The sequence below is a fragment of the Aeromonas taiwanensis genome, assembly GCF_000820165.1.
GTDB lineage: Bacteria > Pseudomonadota > Gammaproteobacteria > Enterobacterales > Aeromonadaceae > Aeromonas > Aeromonas taiwanensis.
Genome location: NZ_CDDD01000084.1, coordinates 13,669 through 39,214, shown reverse-complemented (window position 1 = coordinate 39,214; position 25,546 = coordinate 13,669). Strand labels below are relative to the sequence as shown.

Sequence of the window (25,546 nt, the reverse complement as noted above, 5' to 3'; positions counted from 1 at the left end):
GCCACGCCAGGGGGCAAGCCATCCGGATGATGGCCCCGGCAGCGGGAGGGCCGATGGGGCTGACTCCCGCTGCCGTCACAAGAGGGCCGTCAGGCTCAGGCCAGCTCGTCTTCTCCGACGCGAATGACCAGCTTGCCGAAGTTCTTGCCCTCCAGCAGCCCCTTGAGCGCCTCGGGGGCGTTCTCCAGACCGTCCACGATCTGCTCCAGATAGTGGATCTTGCCCTCACTCACCCACTGGCCCATCTGCTCGGCGAACTCGCCATAACGATGGCCGTAGTCGTCGAAGATGATGAAGCCTTTCACGGTGGCCCGCTTGGTCAGGATGGTGGACCAGGCCCAGTCCAGATGATCGGGCCCCTGGGGCAGGGCGCTGGCGTTGTAGTTGGAGACGGTGCCGCATAAAGGGATTCGGGCCTTGGCATTGAGCAGGGGCAGCACGGCCTTGAGCACCCGGCCACCGACGTTTTCGAAATAGATGTCGATGCCGTCCGGGCAGGCGGCGGCGAGCTGCTGTTCGAAGTCGCCTGCCTTGTGGTTCAGGGCGACGTCTGCGCCCAGTTCCTCGCGGGCCACCCGGCACTTCTCGTCGGATCCGGCGATGGCGACGACACGGCAACCCATGATCTTGCCGATCTGGGCGACGGTGGCGCCGACCGGGCCGGTGGCGGCGGCGACCACCAGGGTTTCACCGGCCTTGGGCTGGCCGATATCCATCAGCCCCATGAAGGCGGTGAAGCCCGGCATGCCGAGCACCCCGAGGGCGTGGCTGACGGGGGCCTGCGCGGGATCCAGCTTGAACAGGAAGCTGCCGTCGGAGACGCCGTAATCCTGCCAGCCCACCCCGTAGCTCAGCACCCAGTCCCCTTCCCGGTAGTCGGGGTGGCGGGAGGCGACGACCCGGTTGATGGTGCCCCCCACCATGACGCCACCAATGGTCACGGGCTCGGCGTAGGAGTCGGCATCGCTCATGCGGCCGCGCATATAGGGGTCGAGGCTCAGGTAGACGGTTCTGAGCAGCAGTTGCCCCTCGGCGATGCTCGGGACTGGGGTGGTCTTGAGGGCAAAGTGTTCGGCACCCGGGGTACCGACGGGACGGGCCGCCAGGGTCATCTGGCGGTTTTCGGTCCGGCTCTGGGTCATGGTATTTCCTCTTGTCACTGGGTGTCATTGCCACTGCGCGGTCAGTGGGCCCGCAGTGGCGAGAGTATTTGAGGCGCCTCACTCACTGGGGGGCACCTCGCCGGGCATTCAACTAGACCGGTCGTCTAGTTGTGGTGGCCAAAAAAGCCCGACATGACATCGGGCCTGTTGTTCAGGGTGCCAGCAGCTGGCACGTCAGGGTGTAGGCGTGCGCCAGCTGTTGTCCCTCTCGATCCAGTTTGCCAAGCAGGGCCGCCCCCAGCCAGAGCTGGTAGAGGTTGGTCGCCAGCGGCTGGGTCGCTCTGTGGCCCAGGCTGCCATCGGCGATGGCCTCCGCGATGGCCTGTGCGAGGCGCCGCACCACCCTGTCTGTGCCGGTTTTCAGTATGAGGCGCATGGTGTCGGAGAGATCCGCCACCTCGGCGCTCAGCTTGACGACGAGGCAGTCGCAGCAGTTCCCTTGCCAGTGGGCGAAGTAGCGCAGCAGGCGTTCCCGCCCCGGCATGTCCTGGCCTGCCAGCAGCGCCTCCATCTCCACCAGGTAGGTGTCGATGTAGTGGCTGAGCAGGGCTTCGCCAAACTGCTCCTTCGACTTGAAGTAGTGGTAGAAGGAGCCCTTGGGCACGCCGGCCTCTTGCAGCAGAAAACTCAGTCCCATGGCGCTGAAGCCGTGGGAGGTGAGTATGGTGCGGCCAGTGTCGAGCAGATGCTGGCGCGTGTCTTGGTATCTGTCGGTCATGGGGGCATGGTAGAGGTTACTAGACCGGTCGTCTAGAGGAAGTTTGCCCACGACCTCTCCTATGCCATCGGGCGAGTTTGCCCCGCACGGAGCGCGGGGCTAACCCCTTGTTCGGGCTTGGGTTCTTTTTACGGTCACCGGAAGAGGGCGCCAGGATCTTTTCTTGCCAAGTCCGGGGACCGCCCCGAAGGTTCGTTCCCATCGAAGGAGGTCCTGGTCAGGCGGCTAGACGCAGGCAACCGGTCAGCGGGCCGCAATCCATCGGTTGCCGATGGCTGTCAGGAGGGGGCAACGTCGGTCTGAGGGGACAGGCCGCCGGAGTCAGCGTGCGTCGGGGTCAGCTCCAGGGAGAGGCGCAGCATGTCCTTGTGCCGGATGCCGTGCTCCATCAGGGGCTCGGGGTAGTGGGTCAGGAAGTGATCTTTCACGACGGCCTCGACGCGAAAGCCGTGGCGCTGGTAGTAGGTGAGCTGATGGCCGAAGCTGCCGGTGCCAAGCTCGACGCGGCGCACGCCCTTCTCGGCCAGGCTGGTCAGCACGAAGTCCAGCAGGCCGGATCCTATGCCTTGTTGCTGTCGGTCGGGGGCCACGGCGATATTGAAGATCTCGGCTGTTTGCTCCCCCACCTGGCCGGCCACGCAGGCGCCCACCACCAGCTCGCCCTCCAGGGCGGCAAAACCCCAGGCGCCGGGCAGATAGGCGGCGATGCGCCGCTCGGCGGGGTCCGCCTCCAGCAGCAGCGCCATCGGCAGTTGGCCGGTCTCCATCTCGAGGAACTCCATCTTCATTTCATCCTGTTCTCTTGATGACACGCAGGGGCGCCCCTCAATACTCGAGAAATGTCTCGCCGCAGCGCTCGCAGATAAGGTGGCGCACATGGGTAGCCTGATAGGCCAGGGTCTGGCCAAATACCGCGTTGGTCAGGAGGCTGGCGCGAAAGGCCTGCCAGAAGGCCTTGTACGGATCCTTGGGCAGGATGTCCTGGCTGTGATCGCGCGCCACCAGCACCACGATATGGCGGGTGCGCTCCCCGCATTGGTCGCAGGGATGGATCTCGCTTGGCGGCTCGGCCTGCTCTTTCTCTTTGGACTCTGTTGTTGCCATGACGTCGGCTTCCGTTCTGGATGGTGCGGCGCCCATCATAGTCTTCTTCACTTGGCTCTCAATCCCCCAGGTTGAGGGGCGCTGCCGCTTGCTAGCGGGATCACCCCTTGGGGCGCGAGGCGGAGCGGCCAGGGGAGGGTGGTGCCCCTTCCCGTGATCTATCTGAGGGCATGATGCCCATGCTGGCCAGGACCCGGGCGGCGTTCTCCTCGCACGGCATGCCGTCGGGCTTGGACGCCACCAGCTGGATAAGGGTCTGCAACTGCTGCTTGTTATGGGCAAGGCGCGCCTCCAGCGCCTCAATGTCGCTCACCTTGGCCTTGAGCGCCGCCAGTAGCGGGACGTGTTGCCAGGTGCTGATGTCCGCCGGCACCAGCTGCTTGATCTCGTCGAGGGAGAAGCCCGCCTGCTGGGCCTGGCCGATGATGGTCAGCAGTTGCACCGTCTCGGGCGGGTAGTCGCGATAGCCGTTGGCGCCCCGCCGCACCTTGCTGAGCAGGCCTCTGGATTCGTAGAAACGGATGGCGGACGCCGCCATGCCGGTCTGTCTTGCCAGGTCGCCTATCTTCATCTTGCCTCCGGTGTGGTGAGCGGACAGCCCGCGCCGATGGTCGGGGGGGCAGGTCATCCTGGGGTTAAAGCCGGCTTGAATGTCAACGGCGGTCACAAGCGTTGCTGGCCGCGACCTGGTGTCGGCTGCACCAGCCATGACGCCACAAAGGAACTTGACCTTCAAGTTAGCTTTAAACTTATGGTGGGCTCCTCACTACAGAGGAGAGCGCCATGACCCCCTTTATCCCCTTGACCTTGCCCAATGGCAATCAGCTTATCAACCGCCTCGCCAAGGCCGCCATGGAAGAGAACATGGCCGACTGCGACCATGCCCCGTCCAAGGCGCTGATCCAGCTCTATCGTACCTGGGCGCAGGGGGGCGCCGGCCTCATCATCACCGGCAATGTGATGGTGGACGGGCGCGCCATGACGGGGCCGGGGGGCGTGGTGCTCGATTCCCCAGACCTTTCCCCACAGATAGGCGAGCGCTTCAGGGCCTGGGCCGATGCGGCCAAGAGCGGTGGCGCCCAGATCTGGATGCAGATCAACCACCCGGGTCGCCAGATGCCGGCGGCGCTGGGGCAGCCCACCCTGGCCCCGTCCGCCGTGCCCATGGCGCTCGGCAGTTTCACCAGGCAGTTTTCCCCGCCCAGAGCCATGAGCGAGACCGACATTGCAGAGGTGAAGGCGCGCTTTATCAATACGGCGCGGCTGTCACAGGATCTGGGTTTTGACGGGGTGCAGATCCACGCCGCCCACGGTTATTTGCTGAGCCAGTTTCTCTCGCCGCTCACCAATTTTCGCCGCGATCGCTGGGGCGGCAGCCTTGAGAACCGCGCCCGCCTGCTGCTGGAGATAGTGCAGGGGATCCGCCAGCAGGTGGGGGAGCGCTTCGCGGTGTCGGTCAAGCTCAACTCCGCCGACTTTCAGCGCGGCGGCTTCAGCGCCGACGATGCGAAGGCGGTGGTGGAGATGCTTAACCCCCTCGGGGTGGATCTGGTGGAGCTCTCCGGCGGCAGTTACGAGGCGCCCGCCATGCACGGCCAGGCCCGCGATGGTCGCACCCTGGCGAGAGAGGCTTATTTTCTGGAGTTCGCTCGGGAGATCGTCTCCGTTGCCCGTATGCCCGTGATGGTGACGGGGGGAATCCGTCGTTATCCTGTGGTGGAGCAGGTGCTCGGTAGCGGGGTGGCGGTTGCCGGCATGGCCACTGCGCTCGCCATCGACCCGGATCTACCCGCCAGATGGCGCCGTGAGCAGGAGAGTAGTGCCCAGCTCAGGCCCATCCCCTGGCGCAACAAGGTACTGGCCTCGGTGGGCTATATGGCGATGGTGAAATACCAGTTGCGCCGCCTGGGCCGGGGCAAGGCCAGCAACCCCGAGGTGGCGCCCGCCCTGGCGCTGGCCTGCCAGCAGTGGCAGACCCTGCTAGGCAACGCCCGCTATCGGCGCTGGATCCGCGGACGAGCGTCTTGATCGTTAGGGGCTGGGTAACGAGAGCTGCATGCCAGATAGCAATAGCCGTCCGTGCAAGAGTGGTTTTATGCCGGGCTGAATAGCCGTGTCGGTGGTCTAGACCGGCTCTTCGGTACGATAGAGCACCTTGCCACAGGAGAGGCAGGTATGGCGAAAGCGGTGATCAAACCAGCCGGTCTGCGGGTGGCCCAGCACCTTGTCGGAGCCGCAGGCGCAGCAGCGGGCACCCAGTTCATCGCCCGTGGCGCACTCGGGATGAGAGCTCAGGTACTCGGCGCGAGTGGGCAGGCGTTGCCAGTTGGGCTGAGCGTGGCGCCTGTCCCAGAAGCGCATGGCACAGAGGCTGGCCGCGAGGGCGAGCAGGCCGAATAACCAGAAGAGGTCCATATGGTGGCTTCGTGATGAACGGGGTCGAGGTTCCTTGTTTAGAGAATGGTGCGGCTGCGAAACAGTATCTTGCCGCAGGCAAGGCAGGTGTGGCGCAGGCGGTAATCGCCGACGCCGGTCAGGGGATGGAACACCACCTTGTCGGAGCTGCAGGCGTGACAGCGGGCATTCTCGGCATCCCCCGTGACGCAGTCGGGGTGGCGTGCGAGGTATTCCGGCAGGGTGGGCAGCGCCTCCCAGTCGGGTTGACCGAGGGCTCGGTTGCGCAGGATAAGGCCGGCGGTGATGAGGCCCGCCAGGGTAAGCAGTGTGTCGGTCAGATCCATGAGGAAAGCTGCTCCATCGTCGGGGATGAGTCGAGGCTGCCGGAAGCGGAGGTCATCGGGCGGCTTGCCCCGGCATCTTATCGGAGTGAAGAGGATGGAAGGTATCCCCGAATGGGTCGTGTTTGCTCCGGCCAGGAGGGGGTGCGAGAGAAAAATATGTGCATAGCATCTTTTTGCCGGCGAAGGTAAATCAATAGTTACTCAATAAGATTGCAAATAATTGATAAATAAAGATAATAACTCCAATTCATGAGGTTTTGATGAGCCGAAATAAAGGGCTTAAAAGGGTCTTTAAATTGTTTTTTAGATTGGATGTTGCATAATCAATCGCTTATTTTGGTGGACAATCCAGGAAAAACTGGTGTCCAATCGGGTGAGCAGGTTGGCCAACAGTGCCGTCAGCCAGTGTGTAACCCGAGATGTAAGGAGACATCCTGATGGATAAACTTGACCAAAATATCGACAACATGCGCCAGGAGTTCGAATCCCAAGGGCAAAAGCAGGCCCAGGACAAATGGCAAGCTAGGGTCGATGAACTGCAGCGGGAACGTACCGAGGTTCCCCAGCCGGAAGTGGCAGAACACTAGCCCCCGACGGCCATGATGGCCATCGGTTGAGCAAATAATAAAAACCACCGCCCTGCATCGGGGCGGTGGTTTTTTTCTGGGGTATTGCAAGGCGTCATCCGGCAGACGCGTCGGCTGGTGGCTGGGCCTATTGCTTAGCTGCGCTGACCCGTATGGATCAAGTTCATGTTCACACAATACCGTTCTCGCTCAAGGGAAGTGGCGCATCGCCGTGGTTACAGCGATGTGAACTGTGTTGGCCGGGTTTTCACGTTGCGGGTCTTTATGGATCTCTTTTGGTGTGGGGTGCTCTGTGAGCCCTGGGCAGGGAGAGAGCCTGGCATCCTGATGCCGGGGCGCCTTGATGCCCGTGCCCAGGCGGCATTGCGGTGACGATTCCCCTTCCCCAAGGCGTACTGTGATCCAGTCCCCGACTATGGTCGGACATGCACGCCCGCCATTTGATTATGCAAATGGATGGGCTTAAGATGGCCGCGCGCAACGATCAGATTGATAACAAACGGAAGTTAGGAGATGCCGATGGAAAGCAAAGTAGTTATCCCGACCCAGGGCCAGAAAATCACAGTCGATGCCAACGGCAAGCTGCAGGTTCCCCACAATCCCATCATTCCGTTTATCGAAGGGGATGGTATCGGCGTGGACGTGACCCCGGCCATGTTGAATGTGGTCAATGCCGCGGTCGAGAAAGCCTACAAAGGCGAGCGCAAGATCGCCTGGATGGAGATCTATACCGGCGAGAAATCGACTCACGTCTATGGCGAAGGTGCCTGGCTGCCGGCCGAAACCCTGGATTTCATTCGTGAATACTGCGTGGCCATCAAGGGCCCCCTGACCACTCCGGTCGGCGGCGGTATTCGCTCTCTCAACGTGGCTCTGCGCCAGGAGCTGGATCTCTACGTCTGCCTGCGTCCGGTACGCTACTACGAAGGCACTCCGAGCCCGGTCAAGCACCCCGAGCTGACCGACATGGTGATCTTCCGCGAGAACGCCGAAGACATCTACGCCGGCATCGAGTGGAAAGCCGACAGCGATGAAGCCAAGAAGGTGATCGCCTTCCTGCAAAACGAGATGGGCGTGAAGAAGATCCGCTTCCCCGAGTCCTGCGGCATCGGCATCAAGCCCATGTCCAAGGCCGGTACCGAGCGTCTGGTCCGTGCCGCCATCGAGTACGCCATCGACAACGATCGCGACTCCGTGACCCTGGTACACAAGGGCAACATCATGAAGTTCACCGAGGGTGCCTTCAAGGATTGGGGCTACGCCCTGGCCCAGAAAGAGTACGACGCCCAGCTCATCGACGGCGGCCCCTGGTGCTCCTTCAAGAACCCGAAGACCGGCAAGACCATCGTCGTCAAGGACGTCATCGCCGATGCCTTCCTGCAACAGATCCTGCTGCGTCCGGCCGAGTATGACGTCATCGCCTGTATGAACCTCAACGGTGACTACATCTCTGACGCCCTGGCGGCCCAGGTCGGCGGCATCGGCATCGCACCGGGTGCCAACATCGGTGACGGTGTGGCCCTGTTCGAGGCGACCCACGGCACCGCGCCGAAATACGCCGGTCAGGACAAGGTGAACCCGGGCTCGCTGATCCTCTCCGCCGAGATGATGTTGCGCCACCTGGGCTGGACCGAGGCGGCCGACCTCATCGTCAAGGGGATGGAAGCGGCCATCGCCAACAAGACCGTCACCTATGACTTCGAGCGACTGATGGAAGGCGCCACCCTGCGCTCCTGCTCCCAGTTCGCCCAGGACATGATCGACCAGATGTAATCCGGGTCGTTGAAATGCAAAACCGGCGCCATGGGCGCCGGTTTTTTTATGGGAGGAGCGGGAGCATCAGGTGGTCTTCTCCACGTGCTGCTCATAGATCTGCTGCCATTTGCTGAGCTCGGCTTCGTTCCCCTCTGCCTGCCAGAATTCGCAGATGGAGCTTGCCAGTTCGGATGCCATGGCGTGATCCCCGTCGCGACGGCTCATCAGATATTGTCCCAGCCAGCTTTGGTATTGTTTCATAGCCCGATCTCCTTATCTTGGGTGGCCCGGATGCCTGCCCACCGGCGTGGATAGCCCGCCAGAATCGGCCCGACCGGGTCACAAGTTTGCCTGCGCCGCTGCTCGCGGCCCTCATTGATTCCGATTGCTATCCAGTCGATGCGAGGGGTCAACGGGGGGCAGGTGTCAAAAAACGGTCTCCATCGTATCACATTTTAACCAGCCTGGGGGCGTGCAAGGCAAAATAAGGCATCCAGCAGTCTGGCCATCTATGTTCCTGGGTAAGATGCAAAGTGAACCATCTTGCTGATCTTGTTAAAGAAAAACCCGCCATCATGGCGGGCCTTTCGGGTGAAAAAAAGATCAGAGACGGGCACCGGCGAGGCACTGTTCTATCTCCTCGGCAGGCACCATGCCGCCACTGGTGGCACACACCAGGTGGGTGGCCCGGGTCACCTTGGCCTCATTCAGCCCTTGAGTTTCCAACCATGCGCGGCCGGCTACCACCCGCCAGGGGCCCGCCATGCCGGCTCGCCATCCACCCCCTGATGGACGAATACATGGTGCCGGTGTGCAGCCCGGCGTATGCCGAGCGCCATCAATTGCTGGATAACCCGGACCAGCTGCAACACTGTCGCCTGCTGCACGACAGGCAGGCCTGGGGATATGACTCCGACAGCGACGAATGGCAGAGCTGGGCTCGCCAGTCAGGGGTGTCCCTCGAGGGCCGCCAGATGAGCATGGGGTTCGATCGATCCGATCTTGCCATCATCGCCGCCCTGAACCACGCCGGGGTCGCCATGGGTCGCAAGCATCTGGTGAGCCAGCGGCTGGCACGGGGTGAGCTGGTGGCGCCGTTTCCGGGCAAGGAGGTGCGTTGTGAACAGCGTTATTATCTGGCGACTCTCCCCAATCGTCAGTGTCCCAAGATCCAGGCCTTTATCGCCTGGATAAAAGGTCAGGTGGATGCGGCGAGTTGAACCAGACCAGGTTCGACCGTTATGGTGATGGCTTATTGCCTCCCGGGCCATGACGATAAGCGCAATATTTGCGCAGAACCTGGCTGGCCCCATGGAGGAAATGAAAGGGATTGATCAAGGTGCCGCGTGGCGGGCTCCCCCGCTAATGGGATGGGGAATCCGGCTGGATTGACCCGGATGAAAAGAAATAAAGGCAGCCGCCTCTTTCCAATAAGTGCGAGGGGATGAAATTAACCATTGTGAATAATGCCCATAAAGGTTCTGGAATCCCCTCGTCGCCAGAAAAACATTATGTTGTTATCGAGTCGGCATGCTATTCTCAAAATGTGTTATCCCTGTGACATACAAAAATAATTCTGTGAGGAAGTAATGAACGAGTTTCTGAAGGTTCTGCTGAACATTCGTAGCTTGCGCGCTGCCATTCGTGAACTGCCGTTTGAGCAACTGCAAGAAGCAAAAGAGAAGTTTGATCTGGTATATAACGAGCGTGCCGAATCCGTAGAACAGGAGCGCGCCGAGCAGGAAGAGCGCCAGCGCAAACTGACTGAATTTACCGAGATGCTGCAACAGGCTGGCATCGATCCGCGCGAGCTGATCGGCAGCGTGGCTGCACCGGCAGCGGCAGGCGCGACCAAGAGCAAGCGTGCTCCGCGTCCTGCGAAATACAAGTATCAGGAAGATGGCCAGGAGAAGACCTGGACCGGTCAGGGCCGTATGCCCAAGGCCATTGCCGAGCAGGTTGCGCTGGGCAAGGATCTGAACGACTTCCTGATCTGATTGCCGGATCCGGATACCAATAATGCCGCCCAAGGGGCGGCATTATTATTTTCGGGATCCTGCCAATCTATTGCTCATGAAAAGAATCAGTAATTATACAGCCTCATCTGGAATAGCCATGAGCATCTTGGGTCAATAAAGCAGGGTGCGCCATCGCCTACTTGTGAGCGTCAAACCTGGGGGCCGGATAATCAGGACTCATACAGCCCGATGAGTGGCCCGATAGCACTGCATATCAAATTAGGATAAGGCTGGGCATGGTGAAATAGGCGAGGGGACACTGAGTCCCTCTCTCCATCCCCTTCCATATCATCAATCCGCGTCTTCATGGCGGTCTTGCGATTATTTTATTCCGTCATTCATGGTCTATTTGACACCCCGACTGTGAAATATATGTTCCCATGATTGCATGAAGGAGATAGGCCGGGTGCCGGTGGGAAGAAATAACTCAGATGACGGGCTGGTGCTTTTCTTGACCGAGGTGAACTGCACGGGATTTGGCGGCACGACGGCGCGTCTGCACCGCCTCGGCCAGCATGGCGAGCAGGGTCTCGCTCTCTTCCCAGCAGAGGCAGGCATCAGTGACCGACAGACCGTATTGCAGCTCGCTCAGCGGGGCTGGCTTCTGGCTGCCCCCCTGCAGAAAACTTTCCACCATGACGGCGGCGATGGCATCGCTCCCCTCGCTCAGTTGCCGGCAGAGTGACTCGGCGACCCTGAGCTGATTCCTGTGCTGTTTCTGGCTGTTGCCGTGGCTGCAATCGATCATCAGACGGGGGCTGAGCCCCTGCCGCTTCAGGCGCTCGGCGGCCTCCATCACATCGCTCTGGTGGTAGTTGGGCAGGGTGCCACCACGCAGGATGATATGGCAATCCGGATTGCCCTCGCTCTTGATCACCACCATGCCGCCCTGGCTGCCGGGAGCGGTGAAAAGATGGGATGCGGTGCTGGCCAAGATGGCGTCGATGGCCACCCGGATGTTGCCGTCCGTGCCGTTCTTGAAGCCGACAGGGCAGGGGAGGGCCGAGGCCAGCTGTCGATGCACCTGGGATTCGGTGGTGCGAGCCCCTATGGCTCCCCAGCTGACGAGATCCGCGAGATAGAGGAAGCTGGTGGTATCGAGGAATTCGGTGGCGGTGGCCAGCCCCAGGCGGTTGATGTCAAGCAGCACCTGGCGGGCCAGGTGCAGACCCTGGTTGATGTCGTTGCTGCCATCCAGATGAGGATCGAACACCAGCCCCTTCCAGCCGACCGTGGTGCGAGGCTTCTCAAAATAGGTACGCATCACTATCTGCAGGGTGTCCTCATAGGTGACGGCGAGCCGTGCCAGTCGCCTGGCATAGTCGAGGGCGGCGACGGGATCATGGATGGAGCAGGGGCCTATCACCACCAGGAGGCGATCGTCCTCCCCTGACAGGATCCGACGTACCTGGTGGCGCTGGTTGTCGATGTGTCCGGCCATGCCGGCGGGGCAGGGATGTTGTGCCAACAGCTCGGCAGGAGTGGGGAGCGCCTCTACCGCGAAGGCGCGCATTACCGAATTCAAAACAGCCATCTGAAGATTACCTTGCTGTGCAAATGGGACCGATAAGGCGTCAGCGCTGGGGACCGGTTGGAGTCGCGGCCGTAACGCCTTAGTTGAGAGTGATTATCATTATCTTGGTGTTTGTCTCAAATGCAAGCACTACCAGGCAGTGGGACAGAGATGGGGGAGTGGAGACAGGGAGAGATAAAGACGATGGCAGACAGGCCCGCTCCCTGCGGGAGAAGGCCTGATAAATCAAAGGGAAACAGGAGTGATCAGCTGTCCATCACGGTGTGCCTGTCCTGGTGGTAGGCATCTTCATCCTTGCCGCTGCGCCAGTAGGGGACAGCGTAGACCCGCTGGCGATCCACATCCAGGGTTCGCCTGACGTGGCGGCGAAGCGGCACGACCAGGCTCTCTTCCCCGCCGAACCAGAAATAGCTCCCCTCGGCGACCATGGGCTGGGCGGTGAAATGCGCCACCAGGGTCGCGGCCTGCTCCGGGTTGCCCACGAACCAGCGCAGGTCGACGCCGGCTGGCAGCGACAGATCCTGCACATCGTCCTGATGGGGGACCAGGAGGGCGATATGGCCGCGGGCGTCGCTCGGCATCACCTCGGCCATGGCGCTGATGGCGGGCAGGGAGGTGAGATCCCCCGCCATGTAGTAGTGGCTGGCCGGTTGCAGCATGGGATCCGGGCCACCGGGGCCAGAGATGGCGAGCTTGTCGCCCGGCTTGGCGTGCAGGGCGAAGCGGCTGGCGGGGCCGGCTTCGCCGTGCAGGGCGAAGTCGATGTCGAGCTCCAGCGCCTCGCGGCGAAAGGCGCGTATGGTGAAGGTGCGGATGACGGGTTTCTGGGCCGGATCCAGCCAGCGCGGCCCCTGGGGCGTCGGGGTCGGCAGCACTATTTCGCTCTGGCCCGGCCGGGGCAGCATGATCTTGACATGGGCGCCGCCACAGCTGAAGGGATAGTCCGCGAGCTCGGGGCTGGTCAGGCAGACTCGGCGCAGGTTCGGGCTCACATCGTGCACGTGCTTGACGGTGAGCAGGCGGGGGCGGTTGACCGGGGCGGGCTGAGACATATGAGTACTCCTGACAGGCAAGGGCGCTCATTTTCAAGCAAATGAAAATTATTATCAATTGCTTTGTGGGTAGCAACCGGCGAGATAAAAGGGAGTGTTTTGGCTCCCTTTCTGGGGTTGTGCTGGGTTGGATTATGCCCCTTACTCCCTATCGCTCCCCCCCAGTGCCCGGTAGATCCCGGCCATGTTGTTGAGCTGGCTCTGCTGCTGGGCGAGCAGGGCCAGCTCGGCATCCCAGAGGCGATTCTGTTCATCCAGCCAGGGTTGCACCCCGGTGGCGCCCGCAAGGAAGCGGGCGCCTGCCAGTCGCTCGGCCTCTCTGGCATAGTCCAGCTGCTGCCCCAGGTAGCGCAGTCGCTGTTCCCCCTGCTGGCGGGCGGCCAGGCCATCTTCCACCTCCATCAGGGCGGCATAGAGCTGCTTGCGAAACTCGGTCTCGGCGATCTGATAGTCGATGTCGGCGCCGGCGATGGAGAGCCGGGTCTTGTTGTATTCGAGGAAGGGGAGGGCCAGGGTTGCTCCCAGGGTCCCGATGGGGTTTTGCAGCACCTGGGTCAGGGTATCCGAGGTGGTGCTGGCGCCGCCGGTGAGACTCAGGGTGGGGTAGAAGCCGGTGCGGATCTCGTCCCCCCTGGCGAGGGTCTTGCGCAGCCTGAGCTCGGCGGCCCGCACGTCGGGGCGCCGGGCCAGCACATCGGCCGGGATGCCGGCTGCCAGCGTCGGGATGGGCCCCAGGGCGAGGGCGGTGGGCGCGTCGTCCAGGGGGCCATGGCTCTGTCCAAGCAACAGGCGCAGGGCATTGCCTGCCTGCTCCCGCTGCAGGATGAGGGTGGCGATCTCCGCCTGCTTGCCCGCCTTCTGCTGGCTGGCCTGCACCAGGTCGAGGCGGGTGATGGCCCCTGCCTCGTACTTGGCCCAGGTCAGCCGTTCGACCCGCGCCAGGTTGGCGAGCTGCTGGTTGCCCAGGGTGATGGCCGAGCCGAGGTAGGCCAGCTGCCAGTATTGCTCCAGGGTTTTGCCGATCAACAGCAACCGGGTAGCGGCGAGATCCTGCTCGCTGGCCGCTGCCTCCCACTGCGCCTGATCCCGTGCTGCGGCCAGCCTGCCCCAGAGATCCACTTCGTAGCTCAAGTTGAGGGAGGGGCCCAGATTGCTGCTGGCGCTGCCATCTCTCATGTTCTTGGTGCCACTGGCGCCGAGGTTGGCGCTGACCGAGGGAGTGAGGTTGGTGTCGGCCAGATCGGCGCCAAGCAGGGCGCTTTTGAGCCTGAGCCCCGCCACCCGCATGTCCGGATTGGCCGCCAGCACCGCCTCTACCAGGCGATCGAGGGCGGGATCCTGAAATCCCTGCCACCAGAGACCGGCCTGCGGCCCGGCGAGATCCCGGGCATCCTGCTGCCATTGTGGCGCCACGTCGAGGTCGGGTCTGTGATAGGGGCTCTGCTGGCTGCAGGCGCCGAGGCTGGCGGTGAGCAGCAGGCTCAGCCCCAGCCGGGGTAGGTTGTGCATCGTCATTCCCGCGCCAGTGCCTCCACCGGATCGAGCCTGGCCGCGTTGCGGGCGGGCAGGTAACCAAACAGGATCCCGATGAGGGAGGAGCAGCCGAAGGCCATCAGGATGGAGAAGAGGGAGAAGTGCATCTGGAAGCTCTCCACGAACAGTGAGAAGAGGGCACCGATCAGCAGGGCCAGGCCGATACCGAGCAGGCCCCCCAGCAGGCTGACCATCACCGCCTCGATCAAAAATTGTTGCAGGATGTCGGACTGGCGGGCGCCCACCGCGATGCGGATCCCTATCTCCCGGGTGCGCTCCACCACCGAGACCAGCATGATGTTCATCACCCCGACGCCGCCGACGATGAGGGAGATGACGGCGATGGCGGAGACCAGCAGCGTCAGGGTGGCGGTGGTCTTCTCCACCGACTTGACGATGCTGTCGCTGCTGAAGGTGAAGAAGTCCTTCACCCCGTGTCTCTGGGTCAGGAGCGCCACGGCGGCCTGCTCCGCCAGGGCGGGCTGGACGCCGTCCTTGACCCGGATGGTGATCTGGCTGAAGTGCTGCTGGGAGAGGAGGCGGCTCATGACGGCGCTGTAGGGGAGCCAGACGTTGACTGACTGGCTGCTGCGGCCAAAGCCGGTCTCCTGGGTCACCACCCCCACGATGCGCACCGGCAGGGTGCCGACCAGCATCACCTGGCCGACGGGGTCCGTCTTGCCGAGCAGGCTCTCTATGGTCTTGCCATCCACCACGGCGACCGCCGCCCGGCTGCGAATGTCCCGTTCATCGAGCAGGCGCCCCTGGGTGAGCGTCATCCCCTTGACCCGGAAGAAGTCGTTGCCGACACCGATCACGCTGCCGCTACTTGTCTTGTTGCGATAACGGAGCTGGCCCGAGGTCGCTATCTGGGGGCTGGCCCCCTCCAGATAGGGCTGGCCGAGCAGGGCGTCGAGATCCCGCTCGTTCAGGGTCTGGATGCTGGCGGCCTTCTCGTCCCCCCAATCCTTGCCGGGGAAGATGTCGATGGTGTTGGTGCCCATGGCGTTGATGTCGTCGATCACCTTGGCGCGGGCCCCCTGACCCAGCGCCACCACGCTGACCACGGCGGCGATGCCGATGATGATGCCGAGCATGGTGAGGAAGGTACGCATGCGGTGGGCCAGCATGGCGTGCAGGGCCATGCGCCCCGCCTCCCGGTAGCGATCCCAGCCCTGGCTCGCGGTGCTGGCATGGGCGTGTACCGGCACGGCCTTGGCATCTTGGGTTCCGTCCCCTTGCGTGCCGTGGGAGGGTGCCGATGCGGCGGCTGCGCCCTGGCTGGCCACGCCGGCCTCTGAGGCCGGGTGGGCGCTGTCTTCCACCACCCGCCCGTCGCGCAGGGTGATGATGCGATCGGCGTGGTTGGCCACGGCCATGTCGTGGGTCACGAGGATGATGGTGTGGCCCTGGGCGTGCAGCTCCTTCAGGATGGCCATCACCTCCTTGCCGCTCTGGCTGTCGAGGGCGCCGGTGGGCTCGTCCGCCAGGATCACCTCGCCGCCGTTGGCCAGGGCGCGGGCTATGCTGACCCGCTGCTGCTGGCCGCCGGAGAGCTGGCTCGGTCTGTGATGGCTGCGATCGTGCAGCCCCAGGCGGCTCAGCAGGGTACGGGCCCTGGCCTGGCGATCAAGGCGGGCGGTGCCGGCATAGATGGCGGGGATCTCCACGTTGGCGGCCGCATCCAGGTGCGGCAGCAGGTGGTAGCGCTGGAAGATGAAGCCGAAGTGGTGGCAGCGCAGCCGCGCCAGGGAGAGGGCGTCCAGGGTGGCGGTGTCCTGGCCGCGGAACAGGTACTGGCCGCCGCTCGGGCGATCGAGGCAGCCCAGCAGGTTCATCAGGGTGGATTTGCCGGAGCCGGAGGCGCCGACGATGGCCACCATCTCCCCCGCATCGATGGCGAGATCCAGCGGGTGCAGCACGGTCACCTCGTGTTCCCCGCTCGGGTAGCGGCGCTCTATGCCCTTGAGCCGGATCAGGGGTGTGCTCACGGCGCCATCTCCATGGACTCGTCGTGGACGGGCTTGCCCTGATCCAGGATGACCTTCTCCTGCTCACTCAGGCCATCGACCACCTCTATCTTGATGTCGTCCTTCATGCCGGTCCGGATACGGCGGGTCTCCCGCTGCTCCCCTTCCCCGAGCAGGGCCACCTCGTATTCGTTGTCACCGAGCTTCTTGCCGAGCGCCGTCTGGGGGATGGCCAGCACCTGCTTGCGTTCACCGAGCACTATGGTGACCTGGGTCGTCATGGCAACCCTCAGCTGGTGATCCGGGTTGGGCACGTCGAACAGGGCGTAGTAGTAGATGGCCGCATTGCTGGTGGTCGTGGTGCTGGCGGTCTGCTCGTTGATGTTGGTGGGAGCCAGCTCGACGGTGCGCAGGGTGGCGTGGTAACGGGTGTCCGGATCCCCAATCAGGGTGAAGTAGACCGGCATGCCCGCCCTGACCTTGGTGATGTCGGCCTCCGAGATCTGGGCCTTGACCGTCATGGTATCCAGGTTGGCGAGCTTGAGCAGGGTGGGGACCGTCTGGCTGGCGGCCAGGGTCTGCCCCTGGCGGGTCACTATGCTGACGACGGTGCCGTCCATGGGGGCCAGAATGCGGTTGTAACCGAGCTCCGTCTTGGCGCGCTCCACCTTGATGAGAGCGCTGTCGATGTCGGCCTGGGCACTCTGCAGCTCGGCCCGGGTGACGGCGAGCTGGGCCTCGGCGCTCTCCAGATCCGCGCGGGAGCTCGCCTCCTGCTTGAACATCTGCAGCTGGCGGCGCCAGGCGAGCTCGTTTTGCTTGAGCTGGGCCTGCTTGATCTTGAGCTGGGCACGGCGGCTGGCCAGCTCCGCCTCGGCGGTCTTGAGGTTGTTCTGGGCGATCAGGGGATCGATCTCGGCCAGCAGCTCGCCCTGCTTGACCTGTTGCCCCGCCTCGACGGCCAGCTTGGTGACCTGACCCGAGACCTGGGCCCCCACATCCACCTGCTCGATGGCCTGCAGGACCCCGCTGGCGAGCACCGTCTGTTCCACGTCCTGGCGGGTCACGGTGGCGGTCAGCACGGGATCGGGCGTCTTGCCGGGCCAGGTCAGCCACGCGATGAGGGCCAGCAGCGCGAGGGCAAGCAGGACGAACTTGCCAGGGAGGGGAAGAGTCTTCATTGATCACCTGAACGAAAGGGGCGAAGCGCGCAAGGGCCATATCGTGCAGCAAATGGCACTGAAAAAGAAGCGAACAAAGTGTAAGAAAGCATGTCGCCGGGAGGGCTTGCACGCCGGGGGCCTAAGGCCGGCACCATGACAAAGGGGCTTCCTGCTCGGGGGCAAGGAGAGGGGCCCGTTTGCGGGCCCCGGTGCTCAGCCGACGGCCTTCAGCTGCTCGGCATGGGGTTCGTGGCAGACCTGGATATCCACCGGCAGTTTGTAGATGAGCAGGCGGGCCAGCGAGCCCTCCATCCAGTGGTGACGGCTGCCGACCAGCAGCAGATCGGTGGGGTGGGCGGCCAGCCAGCGCCTGAGATCCAGCACCACGTCATCGACCACCAGGCACTGGTAATCCACCGGGTGAGATGGCTGGGTGATGAGTTCGCTGATGATCGCCTTGGCATCCAGAGTGGCCTGGACGCTGCGCTCCTCCTGCGAGAGGGACAGGCTGGTGCGGCGTACCTGGCTGCTGTGGGTCAGGTGCAGCAGGGTCAGCTTGCCGCCCAGACCTTGTGCCAGGCGGCTCGCCTTGGCCAGCGTATCCTGCTCGTAATCCTTGCCTTCCAGCAACAACACGATATGGGTAGAGCTCATATGCAGTTCTCCTTGGCATTACGCGGGTCACCCGGAACAGAGAGTGTTCCATCCTTGGCGCGTGCCCGCTGGTGTTGGATCAGCACTGCCGAGCGTGCGTCCAGCGTCGTGCCTTGACGTCATGCCCGCCATTTCTGCTTTGTTTACATCATCATAACAGAGGCAGTTGAATGGAAAATGAAGGGGGGCTGCATCTTGGGGTCGAAGTGGCGGTATTTGATGGTCAAACGGGATGAAGGCGATATGGGAGCAGGGGAGCCCCTGAGTGAGGCGACATTTTATACTGCCGTCCATCACGGTAGCGCTTGCCGCCGAGGGGCCCCGTTGACGAGGTTTAGCCTGGGTGTTTTGAAAGATGCTGCGTCAGCCAGGGGAGTCCCTCCTTCTTGCGGCTGAGTGCGCCCGCCAGCGGGACGGGGTTGGTGGGCAGTATGCCCTTGCTGGCACAATGGAGCAGACTCTCCCCCCTGGCCAGATCCGTCAGCATCAGGACATAGGCATCCAGAGAGTCCTGTTCCAGCCTGATGTGCATGGCCTGGTGCAGTTCAGCCATCCTGTCCAGTAACTGGGCCGGATCCATCACGCAGATCTGGCTCACCATCAGGGTGTGCCCCGCGATCTGGTAACGCTTCTCGTCGGCGACGAGCAGCTCGCTCATGGGGGAATCACCGAGTTGGGTGCGACGCTCCAGCAGGGTCTGGGCGAAGGGGGCCAGCGTCAGATCGGCGATGGGCAGCAGTCGCTCGACCGCCGCCCTGTCCTGGGGTGTGGTGGTCGGCGAGGTGAAGTTGAAGGTGTCGCTCACGATGGCCCCCAGCAGCAGACGGGCCTGGGCGCGAGAGAGCGTTTCATGGCCCATCAGTTCCAGCAGCACGGTGGCGCTGCAGCCGACGGCCCGGATCCAGGCATCGAGGGGGCCCCGGGTAATGAGGGTGCCGAGGCGATGGTGATCGATAAGCCCCTGCACGTCGGCCTCTGCCAGTCCTTCCGGTCCCTGCTCCAGCTCGCTGAAGTCCACCAGAAAGACAGGCTTGCCGGCCACGCTGCCCTGCAAAACGGGAGGCGCCGCTACCCCGGCGGTTTCCAGGATGAAGCGAGTCTCGGCAATGGGATCGCCCAGAGAGAAGGCCCGGGCGGGACGTCCCTGGCCATTGAGCCAGTCGGCAGCGACCAGGGCGGTACAGATGCTGTCGCTGTCGGGATTCTTGTGACCAAACACGTGGAGCATGGCGCGATTCCTGAGGGTGATGACACACCCGGGGCGAGCTCAGGTGTGAGGGGCAAGGGAAGAAAGTGTGGGGGACTGTCCCCGAACGGGTTTTACTCTAGGTGCCGCTACCGCCCATGGCAACAGGTACAGGTTGCCATGAGCCGGGAGACATCCTGTTGCCATGACGCAGATCAGGTCAGATTTCAATCTTCCCGGCGGGGATTTTACCAGCGCCAAGAGAGCTAAATCTGTGTGTGGAAGGTCAGTCAGGGCAATCATCGGCGCAAGGCTCACACCGCCACGGCCTCGAAGAGCTGGGCTGGTCAATGCGTCGTGAGGCGAGTGACACGACAAGGCCATTCAGGTCTGGGACGGTTGGCAACGCGTCTCGACGGATGCAGGGGGATGTGCATGGCGCCGACAAACTATTGCATTGCTGGCGGTTACGAGGGGAATCTGACACGCATGCAGGATTCCCCTCGTGACAATGGCGGCCGGTTGCCTCAGGAGGCCAGCAGCTCGCGGGCGTTGGCCAGGGTGTTGTCGGTGATCTGATCTCCCCCCAGCAGACGAGCCAGCTCGTTGAGGCGGGCCCCCGGGGTGAGCGCCTGCATCTGGGTTTCGGTAGTCTTGCCGTCGGTGTGCTTGCTCACCACCATGTGCTGGTGGCCCTTGCCCGCCACCTGGGGCAGGTGGGTGACCACCATGACCTGGGTAGACTCGCCAAGCTGGCGCAGGAGACGGCCGACCACGGCGGCGGTCGGGCCGCTGATCCCCACGTCCACCTCGTCGAAGATGAGGGTCGGGGTGGAGATCTTGCGGGCGCTGATCACCACGATGGCGAGGCTGATCCGCGACAGCTCGCCACCGGAGGCGACCTTGCCGAGCGGCTGGATCGGCTGGCCCGGGTTGGTGGTGACCATGAATTCCACCCGGTCGATGCCGAGGGGGGACAGGCTGCTCTGGGCATCTGGCCGCACCTCGATGGCGAAGCGGCCATCGGGCATGGCCAGCTCGTGCATGCTGGCACTCACCTTGGCGCCGAGCTCTTCGGCGTAGCGCTGGCGGCTCTGGCTCAGGGCCTCGGCGGCCTGCACGAAGGCCTGACGGGCCGCGGCAAGTTCGTCCTCCATCCCCTCCAGGCGCTCCTCGTCGGAGTGGAGGCGGGCGAGATCGGCGGCCAGCTCCTGATGGTGCAGGGCCAGCTCCGCCGGCTTGACGTGGTGCTTGCGGGCCAGGTTGATGGCCTTGGAGAGGCGGGCCTCCAGCTCGTTGAAGCGTTCGGGATCCAGCTCCAGCCGATCCAGGTAGCTGCGCAGCTCGCTGTGGCTCTCCTGCACGCCGATCAGGGCCTCATTCAGCATGCCGAGCACGTCCCCAAGCCGGTTGTCCATGGCGACCAGCCCTTCGGCCCGATCGACGACGGTCTGCAGCAGGCCGGCGATGGTGGTCTCCTCGTTGTCATAGAGCAGATCCAGACAGGCGCCGCACTCCTGCATCAGCTCGGTGCCGTTGGCCAGGCGCTGGTGCTCCTCCTCGATCTCCTCAAATTCCCCCGGTTGCAGGGCGAACTCGTCCAGCTCCTGTACCTGGTACTCGATGAGCTGGCGGCGGGCCTCCCGCTGCTGCTGCTCGGCCTTGAGCCGGTTGAGCTCGTTCTGCAGCTGGCGCCACTGCTGGTAGTGGCGACGCACCTCATCCAGCAGCAGGTGGTGACCGGCGTAGCCGTCCAGCAGTGCGAGCTGGTAGTCGGGTTTGAGCAGCAGCTGGTGGGCGTGCTGGCCGTGGACGTTGACCAGCAGCTGGCCCAGGTTCTTGAGCTGCGCCAGCGGCACCGGCACGCCGTTGATGTAGCTGCGCGAGCGCCCCTCGGCGGAGAGCACCCGCCGCACTATGCACTCTCCCTCGTTTTCCAGCTCGTTGGTGGTGAGCCAGGCGCGGGCGGCGGGGTTGCCGTCCAGCAGGAAACGGGCGCTGACCTCGGTCTTGTCGCTGCCGGGACGCACCATGCTGGCCTCAGCCCGTTCTCCCAGGCACAGGCCCAGGGCGTCGATGGCGATGGACTTGCCCGCCCCGGTCTCGCCGGTGATGCAGGTCATGCCCGGTTGCAGATCGAGTTCGAGAAACTTGACGATGGCGAAGTTGTTGACGGTCAGCTGGGTCAGCATGGTCTCATCCTGTATGGGTCAACATTACTGTGTATGTATCCAGTATATACTGGTTTTCCATACAGTAAAGATGTCGCCGCAGGACGGAATGCAAAACGGCCCGCGTCAGGGCCGTGTTGTGAGGGAGATGGCCTGCAGGGCGGGGTCAGAACAGCTTGCTGCCCCAGCCGAGCTTGTTGCGCAGCACGTGGAAGTAGCTGTAATCCAGCGGATGGACCAGGTGCAACTTGTGGCTGCTCTTCCTGATGAGGATCTCGTCCCCCGGGTGGACCGCCAGGGTGACCTGGCCGTCGCAGCTCACCTGCATGGCGTCGTCCTGGTTGTCTGGCGAGACCAGCAGGCGCACCTCGCTGTCCGCATCCAGCACGATGGGGCGGCTGCTCAGGGTGTGCGGGAACATGGGCACCAGCGTGATGGCGTTGAGCTTGGGGGTGAGAATGGCGCCGCCCGCCGACAGGGAGTAGGCGGTGGAGCCGGTCGGGGTGGCGACTATGATGCCGTCCGAGCGCTGGCTGTACATGAAGCTGCCGTCGATGTAGACCTCGAACTCGATCATGTGGGCTATCTTGCCCGGGTGCAGCACCGCCTCGTTCACCGCCAGGTTGCTCGACTTGCGCTCCCCGTGGCGATAGACCGAGGCCTCCAGCAGGAAGCGGTGCTCGCTCTTGTAGTGGCCGGAGAGCACCTGCTCCAGGGGCAGCAGGTAATCCTGGGGCGACAGGTCGGTGAGGAAGCCCAGGTTGCCCCGGTTCACCCCGATCACCGCCACGTCGAAGCGCGACAGCACCCGGGCGGCCCCCAGCATGTTGCCGTCACCGCCGACCACGATAGCAAGATCGGCCTGCTCGCCGAGTTGCACCAGATCCATCACGTTCTCCCCGAGCACCCCCAGGGTCTGGGCGACCCGGCTCTCCAGCAGCACACAAAAGCCTCGGCTGGTCAGGTATTGATACAGGCCGCTGAGGGTCTGGTTGGCCCCCTCGTGGTGGGGTTTGCCGATGAGCGCGACGGTTTTGAACGGAGAATCCATAGGTTACCGGGTCTGGGAGAGTCTTTGGGGGGAGTATACCGTGCTTTGCCGGGGATTTGTCTGTCTCCATGCGAGTTGGCGCATTCGGCCCCGAAAAGGGGCAATCTGGCCGGCTGGCGGGGGGCATTGTGTCCGATATGCCCTTTTCCCCTTGAAAGCCGGGGCGGCGTCCCCATAATAGCGCCAGCACAGGGTCCGTTGGCGCGTGTCGCTTGCCTGAACGCCAGCCGCCCTCATAAGTAACCCCTGAATATTGGAGATGTCATGAGCCACGAAGAACAAAAGGTTGAAGCGATGGAGCAATTGGACGCCCAGCCAGTCGAGCCGACCGATGTAGACAGTGAAGTGACAGCCGAGCAGGCCCGCATTGCCGAGCTGGAGGCCCAACTGGAAGCGGCCCAGCAGGCCTCCCTGGAAGAGCGCGAGCGCGCCATTCGTGCCGTCGCCGAGATGGAGAATCTGCGTCGCCGTGCCGCTCAGGACGTGGAGAAAGCCCACAAGTTTGCACTGGAGAAGTTCGCCGCAGAGCTCTTGCCGGTGCTGGACAACCTGGAGCGCGCCATCGAGCTGGCGGACAAGGAGAACGACACCCTCAAGCCGATGATTGAAGGGGTGGAGCTGACCCTGAAATCCATGCAGAGCGGCGTGGCCAAGTTCGGCCTGGTGGCCCTGGACCCGACCAACCAGCCGTTCGACCCCAATGCCCACCAGGCCATGAGCATGGTGCCGAGTGCCGACGTGGCGCCGAACACCGTCATCGCCGTGATGCAGAAGGGCTACGAGCTCAATGGCCGCGTCATCCGCCCGGCCATGGTGATGGTGTCCAAGTCCGCTGACTGATCGCGCTGTTCTCACCAAGCCCGCCGCTTGGCGGGCTTTTTGTTGGATGTGGCGCCAAAAAAACGTGTCTGGCGTCATTTGGCTGTCAGGTGGCCTGTATGCAGGTTTTTTCAGGGCCGGACTTGAAGCGCCGACTTGAGACCCCATATAGGTTGCAAGGCCACGGCGGCACAAAAAATTTGATGCCGGGAGCTTGAAAGCCACAGTGGCAGGCCCCACCTAGCCGTTAACGTATCAAGGCGAGCCCCTCGCCAGTTTATTCAAAGTATTTGGAGATTCGTCAAATGGGTAAAATCATCGGTATTGACCTGGGTACTACCAACTCCTGCGTCGCTATTCTGGATGGCGACCATGCTCGCGTGATCGAGAACGCAGAAGGCGACCGTACTACTCCGTCCATCATTGCCTATGCCGATGACGGCGAAATCCTGGTTGGTCAGCCGGCCAAGCGTCAGGCCATCACCAACCCGAAGAACACGCTGTTCGCCATCAAGCGTCTGATCGGCCGTCGTTTCGAAGATGACGAAGTACAGCGTGACCTGAAAATCATGCCGTATGCCATCGCCAAGGCCGACAACGGTGACGCCTGGGTCGAGGTGAAAGGCAAGAAAATGGCACCGCCGCAGATCTCTGCCGAAGTGCTGAAAAAGATGAAGAAGACCGCCGAAGACTACCTGGGTGAGCCGGTCACCGAAGCCGTCATCACAGTGCCGGCCTACTTCAACGACGCCCAGCGTCAGGCCACCAAGGATGCCGGTCGCATCGCCGGTCTGGATGTAAAACGCATCATCAACGAACCGACTGCCGCTGCTTTCGCCTACGGCGTGAACAAGGTCAAGGGCGAGCGCAAGGTTGCCGTCTATGACCTGGGCGGTGGTACCTTCGATATCTCCATCATCGAGATCGACGAAGTCGAAGGCGAGACCACCTTCGAAGTACTGGCGACCAACGGTAACACCCACCTGGGTGGTGAAGACTTCGACAACCGCGTCATCAACTACCTGGTTGACGAGTTCAAGCGCGAGCAGGGCATCGACCTGCGCAACGACCAGCTGGCCCTGCAGCGTCTGAAAGATGCCGCCGAGAAGGCCAAGATCGAGCTCTCCTCCGCCCAGCAGACCGACGTCAACCTGCCGTACATCACTGCAGATGCCACCGGTCCGAAGCACATGAACATCAAGGTGACCCGCGCCAAGCTGGAATCCCTGGTGGAAGACATGGTGAAAGACTCCCTGGAGCCGGTTCGCGTCGCCCTGAAAGACTCCGGTCTGGCGGTTGGCGAGATCGACGACGTCATCCTGGTGGGTGGTCAGACCCGTATGCCGCTGGTGCAGAAGACCGTGGCCGACTTCTTCGGCAAAGAGCCGCGCAAGGACGTCAACCCGGACGAAGCCGTGGCCATGGGTGCTGCCATCCAGGGTGCCGTACTGTCCGGTGACAAGACCGACGTACTGCTGCTGGACGTCACTCCGCTCTCCCTGGGTATCGAGACCATGGGCAGCGTGATGACCGCGCTCATCGAGAAGAACACCACCATTCCGACCAAGAAGTCCCAGGTGTTCTCCACCGCTGAAGACAACCAGTCTGCCGTGACCATTCACGTGCTGCAGGGTGAGCGCAAGCGCGCCAGCGACAACAAGTCCCTGGGCCAGTTCAACCTGGAAGGCATCCGTCCGGCACCGCGCGGTCTGCCGCAGATCGAAGTGACCTTCGACATCGACGCCAACGGCATCCTGCACGTCTCCGCGAAAGACAAGGAGACCAACAAGGAGCAGAAGATCACCATCCAGGCCTCCTCCGGTCTGTCCGATGACGAGATCGAGCGCATGGTACGCGAAGCCGAAGCCAACGCGGCCGAGGATAAGAAGTTTGAAGAGCTGGTGCAGGCTCGCAACCAGGCTGACGGTCTGGTCCACTCCGTGCGCAAGCAGATCACCGAAGCCGGTGAAGCCCTGCCTGCCGACGAGAAGACCAAGATCGAGACTGCCCTGAGCGAGCTGGAAACCGCCATCAAGGGTGACGACAAGGCCGCCATCGAAGCCAAGCAGCAGGCGCTGCTGGAAGCGTCCCAGAAGCTGATGGAGATTGCCCAGCAGCAGGCTCAGGCACAAGGTGCCGCCGGTGCTGATGCCCAGTCTTCCTCTTCCGCCAAGGCCGACGACGACGTGGTCGACGCCGAGTTCGAAGAAGTGAAAGACGACAAGAAATAAGCCCGACCCGGATGGGCGAGGTTCGCCTCGCCCATCGGCTCAGAATCTGTTCACGGTCTGTCGCGAGAGGCCGTCAGCAAGGTAAAGAGCAGCGCA

23 protein-coding genes and 2 pseudogenes are annotated in these 25,546 nt (G+C 62.9%); 7 read left to right on the top strand and 18 right to left on the bottom strand.

All coding sequences use genetic code 11. The features are described from left to right. Positions 1 to 95: 95 nt before the first annotated feature. From BN1136_RS14555 to BN1136_RS14535, 5 genes are all read right to left on the bottom strand, one after another. Positions 96 to 1,142 carry an NADP-dependent oxidoreductase gene (locus BN1136_RS14555; protein ID WP_043759126.1) on the bottom strand — a complete coding sequence of 349 codons (1,047 nt, stop codon included), beginning with the start codon at positions 1,140 to 1,142 and terminating at the stop codon, positions 96 to 98. A gap of 172 nt (positions 1,143 to 1,314) precedes the next feature. After that, the gene (locus tag BN1136_RS14550; RefSeq protein ID WP_231557893.1) at positions 1,315 to 1,932 is read right to left on the bottom strand and encodes a TetR/AcrR family transcriptional regulator; all 618 of its coding nucleotides are present in this window, start codon (positions 1,930 to 1,932) and stop codon (positions 1,315 to 1,317) included. Positions 1,933 to 2,159: 227 nt separating this feature from the next. Further along, complete coding sequence (locus BN1136_RS14545; RefSeq protein ID WP_043759176.1) at positions 2,160 to 2,663, bottom strand: GNAT family N-acetyltransferase; 504 nt, start codon at positions 2,661 to 2,663, stop codon at positions 2,160 to 2,162. Between the two features lie 43 nt (positions 2,664 to 2,706). Then, complete coding sequence (locus tag BN1136_RS14540; protein WP_043759129.1) at positions 2,707 to 2,985, bottom strand: hypothetical protein; 279 nt, start codon at positions 2,983 to 2,985, stop codon at positions 2,707 to 2,709. 100 nt (positions 2,986 to 3,085) lie between these two features. Further along, positions 3,086 to 3,556 (bottom strand): MerR family transcriptional regulator, encoded by a 471-nt coding sequence (locus BN1136_RS14535; protein WP_043759130.1) that lies wholly within the window; start codon positions 3,554 to 3,556, stop codon positions 3,086 to 3,088. A gap of 212 nt (positions 3,557 to 3,768) precedes the next feature. Between BN1136_RS14535 and BN1136_RS14530 the strand changes: the two genes are divergently transcribed. Further along, a complete protein-coding gene (locus BN1136_RS14530) occupies positions 3,769 to 5,013 on the top strand; it encodes an NADH:flavin oxidoreductase/NADH oxidase family protein (RefSeq protein ID WP_043759132.1) in 1,245 nt (414 codons plus the stop codon). Positions 5,014 to 5,109: 96 nt separating this feature from the next. On the opposite strand, the gene BN1136_RS14525 is transcribed toward BN1136_RS14530, so the two are convergent. Further along, entirely contained in the window at positions 5,110 to 5,400 is a 291-nt protein-coding gene (locus tag BN1136_RS14525) for a hypothetical protein (RefSeq protein ID WP_043759133.1), read from the bottom strand. 38 nt (positions 5,401 to 5,438) lie between these two features. Next, positions 5,439 to 5,726 carry a hypothetical protein gene (locus BN1136_RS14520; RefSeq protein WP_043759135.1) on the bottom strand — a complete coding sequence of 96 codons (288 nt, stop codon included), beginning with the start codon at positions 5,724 to 5,726 and terminating at the stop codon, positions 5,439 to 5,441. Between the two features lie 437 nt (positions 5,727 to 6,163). Here BN1136_RS14520 and BN1136_RS20425 point away from each other — a divergent pair, with 437 nt between their 5' ends. After that, complete coding sequence (locus BN1136_RS20425) at positions 6,164 to 6,313, top strand: hypothetical protein (protein WP_081843654.1); 150 nt, start codon at positions 6,164 to 6,166, stop codon at positions 6,311 to 6,313. Positions 6,314 to 6,832: 519 nt separating this feature from the next. After that, complete coding sequence (gene icd, locus BN1136_RS14515) at positions 6,833 to 8,086, top strand: NADP-dependent isocitrate dehydrogenase (RefSeq protein ID WP_042075114.1); 1,254 nt, start codon at positions 6,833 to 6,835, stop codon at positions 8,084 to 8,086. Positions 8,087 to 8,152: 66 nt separating this feature from the next. Here the strand turns inward: icd and BN1136_RS19955 are convergent, their stop codons facing one another. Together BN1136_RS19955 and BN1136_RS20650 are read right to left on the bottom strand one after the other, a co-directional pair. Further along, positions 8,153 to 8,329 (bottom strand): hypothetical protein, encoded by a 177-nt coding sequence (locus tag BN1136_RS19955; protein ID WP_081843655.1) that lies wholly within the window; start codon positions 8,327 to 8,329, stop codon positions 8,153 to 8,155. A 342-nt stretch (positions 8,330 to 8,671) separates the two neighbouring features. Next, positions 8,672 to 8,839: pseudogene (locus tag BN1136_RS20650) on the bottom strand (D-serine ammonia-lyase); the annotation flags it as partial. Between BN1136_RS20650 and BN1136_RS14510 the strand changes: the two are divergent. Both BN1136_RS14510 and BN1136_RS14505 read left to right on the top strand, forming a co-directional pair. After that, positions 8,830 to 9,288, top strand: a pseudogene (locus tag BN1136_RS14510) (LysR substrate-binding domain-containing protein); the annotation flags it as partial. The pseudogenes BN1136_RS20650 and BN1136_RS14510 overlap by 10 nt on opposite strands. Before the next feature lie 369 nt (positions 9,289 to 9,657). Beyond that, entirely contained in the window at positions 9,658 to 10,065 is a 408-nt protein-coding gene (locus BN1136_RS14505) for an H-NS family histone-like protein (RefSeq protein ID WP_043759138.1), read from the top strand. A 448-nt stretch (positions 10,066 to 10,513) separates the two neighbouring features. Here BN1136_RS14505 and BN1136_RS14500 read toward each other — a convergent pair whose 3' ends face one another. The 9 genes from BN1136_RS14500 to nadK all read right to left on the bottom strand — a co-directional run bounded on the left by BN1136_RS14500 (position 10,514) and on the right by nadK (position 22,400). After that, positions 10,514 to 11,620, bottom strand: a complete 1,107-nt coding sequence (locus tag BN1136_RS14500) for a 3-deoxy-7-phosphoheptulonate synthase (RefSeq protein ID WP_043759140.1) — start codon at positions 11,618 to 11,620, stop codon at positions 10,514 to 10,516. A gap of 245 nt (positions 11,621 to 11,865) precedes the next feature. Then, positions 11,866 to 12,672 (bottom strand): siderophore-interacting protein, encoded by an 807-nt coding sequence (locus tag BN1136_RS14495; protein WP_043759141.1) that lies wholly within the window; start codon positions 12,670 to 12,672, stop codon positions 11,866 to 11,868. A 141-nt stretch (positions 12,673 to 12,813) separates the two neighbouring features. Beyond that, positions 12,814 to 14,187 carry an efflux transporter outer membrane subunit gene (locus BN1136_RS14490; RefSeq protein WP_043759143.1) on the bottom strand — a complete coding sequence of 458 codons (1,374 nt, stop codon included), beginning with the start codon at positions 14,185 to 14,187 and terminating at the stop codon, positions 12,814 to 12,816. After that, complete coding sequence (locus BN1136_RS14485) at positions 14,184 to 16,196, bottom strand: MacB family efflux pump subunit (protein WP_043759145.1); 2,013 nt, start codon at positions 16,194 to 16,196, stop codon at positions 14,184 to 14,186. The genes BN1136_RS14490 and BN1136_RS14485 overlap by 4 nt, the downstream gene beginning before the upstream one ends. Beyond that, positions 16,193 to 17,356 carry an efflux RND transporter periplasmic adaptor subunit gene (locus tag BN1136_RS14480; RefSeq protein ID WP_043759148.1) on the bottom strand — a complete coding sequence of 388 codons (1,164 nt, stop codon included), beginning with the start codon at positions 17,354 to 17,356 and terminating at the stop codon, positions 16,193 to 16,195. Before BN1136_RS14480 ends, BN1136_RS14485 begins: the two co-directional genes overlap by 4 nt. Before the next feature lie 195 nt (positions 17,357 to 17,551). Next, positions 17,552 to 17,992, bottom strand: a complete 441-nt coding sequence (locus tag BN1136_RS14475; RefSeq protein ID WP_043759150.1) for a universal stress protein — start codon at positions 17,990 to 17,992, stop codon at positions 17,552 to 17,554. Between the two features lie 334 nt (positions 17,993 to 18,326). Beyond that, a complete protein-coding gene (locus tag BN1136_RS14470; protein WP_043808770.1) occupies positions 18,327 to 19,220 on the bottom strand; it encodes a DHHA2 domain-containing protein in 894 nt (297 codons plus the stop codon). Positions 19,221 to 19,705: 485 nt separating this feature from the next. Continuing rightward, positions 19,706 to 21,370, bottom strand: coding sequence for a DNA repair protein RecN (gene recN / locus BN1136_RS14465; protein ID WP_043759152.1), 1,665 nt, complete (start codon positions 21,368 to 21,370; stop codon positions 19,706 to 19,708). 145 nt (positions 21,371 to 21,515) lie between these two features. Continuing rightward, the gene (gene nadK / locus BN1136_RS14460; protein ID WP_043759154.1) at positions 21,516 to 22,400 is read right to left on the bottom strand and encodes an NAD(+) kinase; all 885 of its coding nucleotides are present in this window, start codon (positions 22,398 to 22,400) and stop codon (positions 21,516 to 21,518) included. A 264-nt stretch (positions 22,401 to 22,664) separates the two neighbouring features. On the opposite strand from nadK, the gene grpE reads away from it, so the two are divergent. Both grpE and dnaK read left to right on the top strand, forming a co-directional pair. Continuing rightward, entirely contained in the window at positions 22,665 to 23,240 is a 576-nt protein-coding gene (gene grpE / locus BN1136_RS14455) for a nucleotide exchange factor GrpE (protein ID WP_043759156.1), read from the top strand. A gap of 284 nt (positions 23,241 to 23,524) precedes the next feature. Further along, a complete protein-coding gene (dnaK, locus tag BN1136_RS14450) occupies positions 23,525 to 25,450 on the top strand; it encodes a molecular chaperone DnaK (protein WP_043759158.1) in 1,926 nt (641 codons plus the stop codon). Positions 25,451 to 25,546 lie beyond the last annotated feature (96 nt).

Coding starts and splice junctions, on each gene's coding strand:
- BN1136_RS14475 (WP_043759150.1), bottom strand. CDS start 17,992: ATGAGCTCTACCCATATCGTGTTGTTGCTGGAAGGCAAGGATTACGAG.
- dnaK (WP_043759158.1), top strand. CDS start 23,525: ATGGGTAAAATCATCGGTATTGACCTGGGTACTACCAACTCCTGCGTC.
- BN1136_RS14490 (WP_043759143.1), bottom strand. CDS start 14,187: ATGACGATGCACAACCTACCCCGGCTGGGGCTGAGCCTGCTGCTCACC.
- recN (WP_043759152.1), bottom strand. CDS start 21,370: ATGCTGACCCAGCTGACCGTCAACAACTTCGCCATCGTCAAGTTTCTC.
- BN1136_RS14535 (WP_043759130.1), bottom strand. CDS start 3,556: ATGAAGATAGGCGACCTGGCAAGACAGACCGGCATGGCGGCGTCCGCC.
- BN1136_RS14520 (WP_043759135.1), bottom strand. CDS start 5,726: ATGGATCTGACCGACACACTGCTTACCCTGGCGGGCCTCATCACCGCC.
- BN1136_RS14545 (WP_043759176.1), bottom strand. CDS start 2,663: ATGGAGTTCCTCGAGATGGAGACCGGCCAACTGCCGATGGCGCTGCTG.
- BN1136_RS14525 (WP_043759133.1), bottom strand. CDS start 5,400: ATGGACCTCTTCTGGTTATTCGGCCTGCTCGCCCTCGCGGCCAGCCTC.
- grpE (WP_043759156.1), top strand. CDS start 22,665: ATGAGCCACGAAGAACAAAAGGTTGAAGCGATGGAGCAATTGGACGCC.
- icd (WP_042075114.1), top strand. CDS start 6,833: ATGGAAAGCAAAGTAGTTATCCCGACCCAGGGCCAGAAAATCACAGTC.
- BN1136_RS14500 (WP_043759140.1), bottom strand. CDS start 11,620: ATGGCTGTTTTGAATTCGGTAATGCGCGCCTTCGCGGTAGAGGCGCTC.
- BN1136_RS14555 (WP_043759126.1), bottom strand. CDS start 1,142: ATGACCCAGAGCCGGACCGAAAACCGCCAGATGACCCTGGCGGCCCGT.
- nadK (WP_043759154.1), bottom strand. CDS start 22,400: ATGGATTCTCCGTTCAAAACCGTCGCGCTCATCGGCAAACCCCACCAC.
- BN1136_RS20425 (WP_081843654.1), top strand. CDS start 6,164: ATGGATAAACTTGACCAAAATATCGACAACATGCGCCAGGAGTTCGAA.
- BN1136_RS14480 (WP_043759148.1), bottom strand. CDS start 17,356: ATGAAGACTCTTCCCCTCCCTGGCAAGTTCGTCCTGCTTGCCCTCGCG.
- BN1136_RS14540 (WP_043759129.1), bottom strand. CDS start 2,985: ATGGCAACAACAGAGTCCAAAGAGAAAGAGCAGGCCGAGCCGCCAAGC.
- BN1136_RS19955 (WP_081843655.1), bottom strand. CDS start 8,329: ATGAAACAATACCAAAGCTGGCTGGGACAATATCTGATGAGCCGTCGC.
- BN1136_RS14495 (WP_043759141.1), bottom strand. CDS start 12,672: ATGTCTCAGCCCGCCCCGGTCAACCGCCCCCGCCTGCTCACCGTCAAG.
- BN1136_RS14505 (WP_043759138.1), top strand. CDS start 9,658: ATGAACGAGTTTCTGAAGGTTCTGCTGAACATTCGTAGCTTGCGCGCT.
- BN1136_RS14470 (WP_043808770.1), bottom strand. CDS start 19,220: ATGCTCCACGTGTTTGGTCACAAGAATCCCGACAGCGACAGCATCTGT.
- BN1136_RS14530 (WP_043759132.1), top strand. CDS start 3,769: ATGACCCCCTTTATCCCCTTGACCTTGCCCAATGGCAATCAGCTTATC.